Genomic DNA, 6,870 nt, shown 5'->3' on the forward strand with positions numbered 1-6,870 from the left:
ATTTGCAGCCGACGATTCCCAAGTCCGACAGGCTCCTAAGATTGACCTAAATCAAAATGCAGCACGAGCGCCCGTGCCAAGCTTGGCACATGCCCCATTCCACGCTGCAGATCATCCGCGACGAACACGCCGGCCTGGCTGCGGTGCTGCGTTCGCTGTCAATGATGGTCACGCGCGGACCGGGCGATGCGCCGGAGCGGTTTTTCGACGTGTTGCGCGCCATGCTGTTTTACATCGACGAGTTTCCCGAGCGGCTGCACCACCCGAAGGAGTCGGAACTGCTGTTTCCCCGGCTGGCACGCGCCATGCCTGAGTTGATGCCGGTGATCCAGCGGCTGGAGCTTGATCACATGAGCGGCGAGGGCAAGGTGCGTGAGCTGCAGCATCTGCTGCTGGCCTGGGAGCTGATCGGAGAGTCCCGGCGTGACGCCTTTTCAGACACGGCGCTGGTGTACGTGGCGTTTTACCTCGCACACATGCAGACCGAAGAAACCCAGCTGCTGCCCGCCGCCGAAAAGGCGCTGAGTGCAGCGGACTGGGCCGAGCTGGACGCGGCCTTTGAGCGTGACCGCGACCCGCTGTCCGGTGGGCTGCGCGACCCCTGCTACGACCGGCTTTTCACACGCATCGTGCTGAAATCACCGGCGCCTATTGGCGTCGGCGATGCCTGATCACTTCAGAACGACTGTTTGAGCCCGACGCTGAACAGCGTTTCGCGATTAATGCGCCCCAGTGTTGCATCGACCTGGAGCTGACGGGCCAGGTTGGTCCGCACGCCCATCTGGAACGTGGGTTTGGCCAGGCGCTGGCCGAAGGCTTCGGCGTGCATGGTGACCTGGCCCCATTCGCGCTCATGGGCCAGCCCCCAGCTGCCGACGCCTGGTCCGCCCGGAGCGCGCTGTGCACCCAGATTCATGTGGGTGGCGCCCCATGTGCTGCTGCAGGTCAGCAAGCCGTTGAGAAAAGGCGTGGTGCCGCTTTGCCCGCGTGTCTGGCTGACGCCCAGAACGGCGGCGCTGTTGCAGCCGTTCTCCCGTGACGGCGTGATGCGCCACTTGGCCTGCAGCGACTGGCTGGTGCTGGCCGCCGTGCGGTCGCGCGTGGCCAATGCGCCCAGCTCCAGGCCATCGATGGGTGCGTACGCCGGAGCCACCGTCCAGGTGTTGGCGCGGCCCGGCTGGCGCGCATACCAGCCCTCGACATGGCCGCTGCCGGCATCATCGGTGTTGGCGTCGTCCACCGTCAGCGGGCGGCCGGCGTTGGCAAAGCCGCAGGCCAGCAGGCTGGTGGCAAGCAGAAAGCGCGCAAGCAGGGGGGCACCAGAGAGTGTCAACATGCCGCGTAGTTTAGAGCCCGTTCACCGACTCTGGCGCAGCCCGGCAGGCTCAGGCCAGCGCGGGGTAATCCGTGTAGCCCTTTTCGTGGCCGCCGTAAAACGTCGCCTTGTCCGGCGTGTTGAGCGGCGCGTTGGCTTTAAGTCGCTCGACCAGATCAGGGTTGGCAATGTAGAGCTTGCCAAAGGCGACCAGGTCGGCGCCGTCGGCCACGGCTTGTTCCGCCATCGCCTTGTCGTAGCCGTTGTTGACCATCCATGCACCCTTGCCGCCGGCCGTGCGGTAGGCGGCTTTCAGTGCGGCGTAGTCAAACGGCCGGTCGTCGATGACGCGCGGGCCGCCGGTGGCGCCCTCAATGATGTGGATATAAGCCAGGTTCAACGTGGCGAGATGTTTGATGACGTAGTCAAACAGCGGCTGCGGGTGAGCGTCATGGGCATCGTTGGCCGGCGTGACCGGCGACAGGCGGATGCCCGTGCGACCGCCGCCAACGGCTGCGGTGACGGCGCGTGTGACTTCCAGCAACAGGCGGGCACGGTTTTCAATGCTGCCGCCGTAATCGTCTGTGCGTTTGTTGGAGCCGTCCTTGAGGAACTGGTCCAGCAGGTAGCCGTTGGCACCATGGATTTCCACACCGTCAAAGCCGGCGGTTTCCACCGCGTTGCGCGCAGCAGCCTGGTAGCTGTGCACGATGCGGGGCAGCTCTTCGGCCTTCAGGGCGCGCGGCTCGGAGGTCTCCACGAAGGACGGAACACCGTCCTTGATCAGCACCGTCTTGGTTTTGGCCGTGATGGCCGAGGGCGCCACCGGCTTGCCGCCGTCGGGCTGCAGATCAGTGTGCGAGATGCGGCCCACATGCCAAAGCTGCACCACAATCTTGCCGCCCCTGTCATGCACGGCCTGGGTGACTTTTTTCCAGCTGTCGAGCTGCTCGGTGCCGTACAGGCCCGGCACGTCCGAGTACCCCTGGGCCTGGTGGCTGATGGCGGTGGCCTCGGTGATCAGCAGGCCGGCGCTGGCGCGCTGCGCGTAATAGGTCTGCGCGATGTCGGGCGGGACGGCGTTGGGCGAGCGGTTGCGCGTGAGCGGCGCCATGACGATGCGGTTGGCGAGTTCAAGGTCGCCGGCTTGCGTGGGGTCAAAGAGAGTAGGCATGGACTATCCAAAGTTATGAAAACTGCGTGAAGTGTGGACCGACATGAAATAGCTGGTGGCGCACGGGCTGCTGGTTTCACGCTACCGGCTGCGGCGCCGTCGCCCGCTCCAGCCGGGCCAGCCAGGTCAGCGCCTCAGTCCGCGTCGTGCCGCACATCTCTGCCGATGGCAGCAACTGCCCGCAAACCACCGGACGTTCCGGCTGGCCAAAAATCCGGCAGGCGTTGGACTCATCAAGCTGCACACAACGCACGCCCGCCGGCTTGCCCTTCGGCATGCCGGGAATCGGCGAGCTGATCGATGGCGCAATGCAGCAGGCGCCGCAGCCTGGACGGCAGTTCATGGGGAGTTGGGGCGGTGGAGAGATGTTGGGTGAAACACTGGGCGCTATGAAATCAGGAGCTGCTTGCGCTCGCACAGAGAGGGCTGCAGGTTATTTTGATGGTCAGCATGCGCGCAAGGCTGGGCACGATTATCGCGCGTCCAGACAAGTGTGCCGCTGTGTTGTGGCTGTGTTGCACGTTAGCGCCGTGTCCTGTCTGGCGCGGATGGCGCAAGGTGGGTCGGCCCCGTGCTGGTGGGCGCTGGCGCATTGCGCTCGGCACCGCCGCCGGGCCGTTGCACCGGGCGTGTATCCGAGTCACGCGGATCATCCGGCCCAGGCTGCGGAACCACGCTGTAGCGCGGACTGGGCGCTGGCACCGGGTTGGGAGGCAACTGGTCGCGGTAAGCCGGGTTGCGGTTGATGCTCGGCTCAAGAGGCGCATCCTGTGCGCCGGCCAGGCCACTTCCGAACATGGCCAGCAGCACTACCGACGGCGGCACCAGCCTCCGTGACAAGCGCTTGTTCATGGCGTTGCGCATGACGTGGTCGTGGAGGCCATCAATTGGCCGGACTGCCGCCGCGTTGGGTGTTGGCGTCCGTCTTCAGGGGTTTCTGGCTGTTGGGCTGCATGCCGGGGCTCATTTCGGGCCGCATTCCCGGGCGCAATGCGGGTTTGAGTTCTTCCGGCTTCATGCGCGGATCAAGTTCGGGCCGCATCCTCGGCTTGAGATCTTCCGGCGAAGGCAAGGGCGCGCTCGCGCCGCGCATGGCGGGCTTGACGCCCATGTCTGGCGGCACCGTCGTCGCGTTATCCGGCGCGGTGCTGGGGTGGGCCAGCGCCACGCCGGACATGCCGAGCACGGCGGCCGAGAGGGCAGCCACAACAATAAGGCGATGGATTGTCATGAAATTTCCTTTCAACGCCCCATGGCGTTGCAGCAGGCCAGTCAATCCGGCTCATCACACCACCGTAGGGCCGGCGCCGGCTGCTCCTTATCGGTAGCCAGCCCGCATCGCTGTAGGACCGGTCCGCGAGGGTTTTTGCCCCCACGCAGCGCAGCGCAGGCTTTGCCCATGCAGCGCACCCCTGCCGGGCTGCGCCCCCGACATCGCACTGGCGCGCTTCACACATTGACTTGCAGGCTGATGGCGGGGCTCCTGAAAACAGGCCTCCCACAAGTCACGGTCGTCACAGGCGTTTCATTCCCTCACAACTGCGTCATGCACCGCTGTTAAGATTCGTCCCTTTTCGGGCTACGCTGTCTCACAGACTCAGCGACCGACACTCATTTTTCCCGCAGCAACGCGGCGACCATTGCCCCCATGACCGTTGCCCTCCCGGCCAGCACCCCCGCCACCTTCGAAATCAAAAGCGCCAACCTGCCCCTGGTTGCGCTGCTGCTCAAGTCCCCCGACCTCGACGCCCTGTCGCGCGACCTGGCGCTGCGTTTTGGCGACATTCCCGACTTTTTCGACAACGACCCGCTGGTGATCGAGCTGTCCGCGCTGGCCGACGACCACCGCGACATCGACTTCGGCGCGCTGCTGGCACTGATGCGCAGCTACCGCGTGGCACCTATCGCCGTGCGCGGCGGCAACCCGGTGCAAATGGCCGCCGCCGCTGCCGCCGGCTTGCTGGCTGCGCCCGACGCGCGCATCACCGCGGCACGCACGCAGGAGCCGGTGATCACCCGCGTGCAAGCGCCGCCACTGGAGGCACCGCCCTTGGCCGCGCCACCACAGGGCGCCCTGGTCATCGACAAGCCCCTGCGCTCGGGCCAGCAGGTGTACGCGCGCGGGCGCGACCTGGTGATGCTCGCCATGGTCAACGCCGGTGCCGAAGTGATTGCCGACGGCCATATCCACGTGTACGCGCCCCTGCGCGGCAAGGCCATGGCCGGCGCGCGCGGCAATGCCGACGCGCGCATTTTTGCGCTGAGCCTGGAGCCCGAGCTGCTGTCCATTGCGGGCATTTACCGCACCAGCGAAACCCCGCTGCCCGACGGCGTGTGGGGCAAGCCGACACAGGTGCGGCTCGAGCCAGGGCCCGAGGGCGACAAGCTCGTCATGAGTCCGATATGAGCCCCCACGCTTGTCACTTCGTGTACTGCGCTGCCCCCCGAGGGGGCGCTGCGCCTGCGGACTGGCAAAGCCAGATCCGCGGCCCCTACTGAAAAATGCGGGCGCCTTACCCCGCGCTGACCTGAACCCTCTTCTGTTATTTCGAAATCCAAAGGACTTTCTCCCCATGGCAAAAATCATCGTGGTCACCTCCGGCAAGGGCGGCGTGGGCAAAACCACCACCAGCGCCAGCTTTGCAACCGGCCTGGCAATGCGCGGGCACAAGACCGCCGTCATCGACTTCGACGTCGGCCTGCGCAACCTCGACCTCATCATGGGTTGCGAGCGCCGTGTGGTGTATGACCTGATCAACGTCATCCAGGGCGAAGCCAACCTGCACCAGGCACTCATCAAAGACAAGCAGTGCGACAACCTTTACGTGCTGGCCGCCTCGCAGACCCGCGACAAAGAGGCGCTGAGCAAGGAAGGCGTCGAGAAAGTGCTTAATGACCTGGCCGCCATGGACTTCGAGTACATCGTCTGCGACTCCCCCGCCGGCATCGAAACCGGCGCGCTGATGGCCATGCATTTTGCCGACGAGGCGCTGGTCGTCACCAACCCCGAGGTGTCGTCGGTGCGCGACTCTGACCGCATCCTCGGCATGTTGTCCTCCAAGACCAAACGCGGCATGGAAGGCGGCGACCCGATCAAGGAGCACCTGCTGATTACGCGTTACAACCCCAGCCGCGTCGACCAGGGCCAGATGCTGTCGCTCGAAGACATCAAGGACATCCTGCGCATCAAGCTGATCGGCGTAATCCCCGAGTCCGAGTCGGTGCTACAAGCCTCGAACCAGGGCGTGCCGGCGGTACACATGGACGGCAGCGATGTGTCTGAGGCCTACAAGGACGTGATCGCGCGTTTCCTCGGCGAAGACAAACCCATGCGTTTTACCGAAGCGCCCAAGGTCGGCTTCTTCAAACGTGTATTTGGAGGCAAGTAAACCGCCATGGCTTCTTTCCTCTCCTTCCTGCTCGGCGAAAAGAAAAAAACCGCCAGTGTCGCCAAAGAGCGGCTGCAGATCATCCTGGCGCACGAGCGCTCGGGCCGCCAGGGCCACCAGCCCGATTACCTGCCCGCGCTGCAGCGCGATCTGATCGCGGTGATCTCCAAATACATCAACATCAATCCGGACGACATCAAGGTCAACCTGGAGCGCCAGGACAACCTGGACGTGCTCGAAGTGAAAATCGAGCTGCCCGACGGCAAGTAGCCGTTTTGTCATTGCGGACCTGATCCGCAATCCATGCCGCACGAACTCATGTCAGGGGTTCATGAAGATGGATGCCGGATCAAGTCCGGCATGACAGACAAAAGCGCGGCTGCGGCCTACAAGCCCAGAAACTGCCTGACCACCGCCACCGTGCGCGCCGGGTCTTCCTCGTGCGGCACGTGGCCCAGGTCGTCAAACACCACCAGCCGGCTGCCCGCAATATCGCGCGCAAAGCGCTGCCCGAACTCCAGCGGGATCAGGCGGTCTTGCCCGCCCCAGAGGATCAGCGTGGGCACGGCCATCGTCTTCAGCCCGGCCACATCGCCGGTGTAGCCCTGGTCAAGGCGCCGGCCCAGCGCCTTGCGGTTGCCGGCGCGCAGGGTCATGTCGACATACAGGTCCACCAGCTCGGGCGTCACCTTGGCCGGGTCGCCATACACATTGCGCACGCTCTTTTCAACCAGGCTGCGCGGCAGCGTGTACTGCGTCAGCGCCCGCAGCGCGGGAATGCGTGCAATGCGAAAGCCCAGCGGCACCGAAGGCGCAACACTGGCCGACTCCGCCGGGTAACCACTGGCGTCAACCAGCACCAGCTGCGCCACGCGCTGCGGCAGCGCCACCGCCGTCTCCCAGGCCACCTGCCCGCCCAGTGAGTTGCCCGCAAGCACAAAGCGCTGCACGCCCAGCTGGTCCATCACGGCAGTGACAAAGCGCACATAAGC

Annotated in this window: 10 protein-coding genes; 4 read left to right on the forward strand and 6 right to left on the reverse strand. The window is 65.0% G+C overall.

Annotated features, from left to right (window positions below; all coding sequences use genetic code 11):
• Positions 1 to 89 precede the first annotated feature (89 nt).
• On the forward strand, positions 90 to 671 hold the full coding sequence (locus ACESMT_RS17025) for a hemerythrin domain-containing protein (protein WP_372827789.1): 582 nt from the start codon (positions 90 to 92) through the stop codon (positions 669 to 671).
• A gap of 5 nt (positions 672 to 676) precedes the next feature.
• Here the strand turns inward: ACESMT_RS17025 and ACESMT_RS17030 are convergent, their stop codons facing one another.
• From ACESMT_RS17030 to ACESMT_RS17050, 5 genes are all read right to left on the reverse strand, one after another.
• Complete coding sequence (locus tag ACESMT_RS17030; protein WP_372827790.1) at positions 677 to 1,336, reverse strand: hypothetical protein; 660 nt, start codon at positions 1,334 to 1,336, stop codon at positions 677 to 679.
• A gap of 49 nt (positions 1,337 to 1,385) precedes the next feature.
• Positions 1,386 to 2,489 (reverse strand): alkene reductase, encoded by a 1,104-nt coding sequence (locus ACESMT_RS17035; protein ID WP_372827791.1) that lies wholly within the window; start codon positions 2,487 to 2,489, stop codon positions 1,386 to 1,388.
• A gap of 76 nt (positions 2,490 to 2,565) precedes the next feature.
• The gene (locus ACESMT_RS17040; RefSeq protein WP_372827792.1) at positions 2,566 to 2,832 is read right to left on the reverse strand and encodes a YkgJ family cysteine cluster protein; all 267 of its coding nucleotides are present in this window, start codon (positions 2,830 to 2,832) and stop codon (positions 2,566 to 2,568) included.
• Between the two features lie 179 nt (positions 2,833 to 3,011).
• Entirely contained in the window at positions 3,012 to 3,341 is a 330-nt protein-coding gene (locus tag ACESMT_RS17045; protein WP_372827793.1) for a hypothetical protein, read from the reverse strand.
• Between the two features lie 31 nt (positions 3,342 to 3,372).
• The gene (locus ACESMT_RS17050) at positions 3,373 to 3,720 is read right to left on the reverse strand and encodes a hypothetical protein (RefSeq protein WP_372827794.1); all 348 of its coding nucleotides are present in this window, start codon (positions 3,718 to 3,720) and stop codon (positions 3,373 to 3,375) included.
• A 417-nt stretch (positions 3,721 to 4,137) separates the two neighbouring features.
• Between ACESMT_RS17050 and minC the strand changes: the two genes are divergently transcribed.
• From minC to minE, 3 genes are all read left to right on the forward strand, one after another.
• Positions 4,138 to 4,896, forward strand: a complete 759-nt coding sequence (gene minC / locus ACESMT_RS17055) for a septum site-determining protein MinC (RefSeq protein WP_372827795.1) — start codon at positions 4,138 to 4,140, stop codon at positions 4,894 to 4,896.
• A 166-nt stretch (positions 4,897 to 5,062) separates the two neighbouring features.
• Positions 5,063 to 5,878, forward strand: coding sequence for a septum site-determining protein MinD (gene minD, locus ACESMT_RS17060; protein WP_372827796.1), 816 nt, complete (start codon positions 5,063 to 5,065; stop codon positions 5,876 to 5,878).
• A 6-nt stretch (positions 5,879 to 5,884) separates the two neighbouring features.
• Positions 5,885 to 6,148 (forward strand): cell division topological specificity factor MinE, encoded by a 264-nt coding sequence (minE, locus tag ACESMT_RS17065; RefSeq protein WP_372827797.1) that lies wholly within the window; start codon positions 5,885 to 5,887, stop codon positions 6,146 to 6,148.
• Between the two features lie 116 nt (positions 6,149 to 6,264).
• On the opposite strand, the gene ACESMT_RS17070 is transcribed toward minE, so the two are convergent.
• On the reverse strand, positions 6,265 to 6,870 hold a 606-nt coding region (locus ACESMT_RS17070; RefSeq protein ID WP_372827798.1), incomplete at its 5' end, for an alpha/beta fold hydrolase.

Source organism: Polaromonas sp. (assembly GCF_041689105.1).
Classification (GTDB): domain Bacteria; phylum Pseudomonadota; class Gammaproteobacteria; order Burkholderiales; family Burkholderiaceae_C; genus Polaromonas.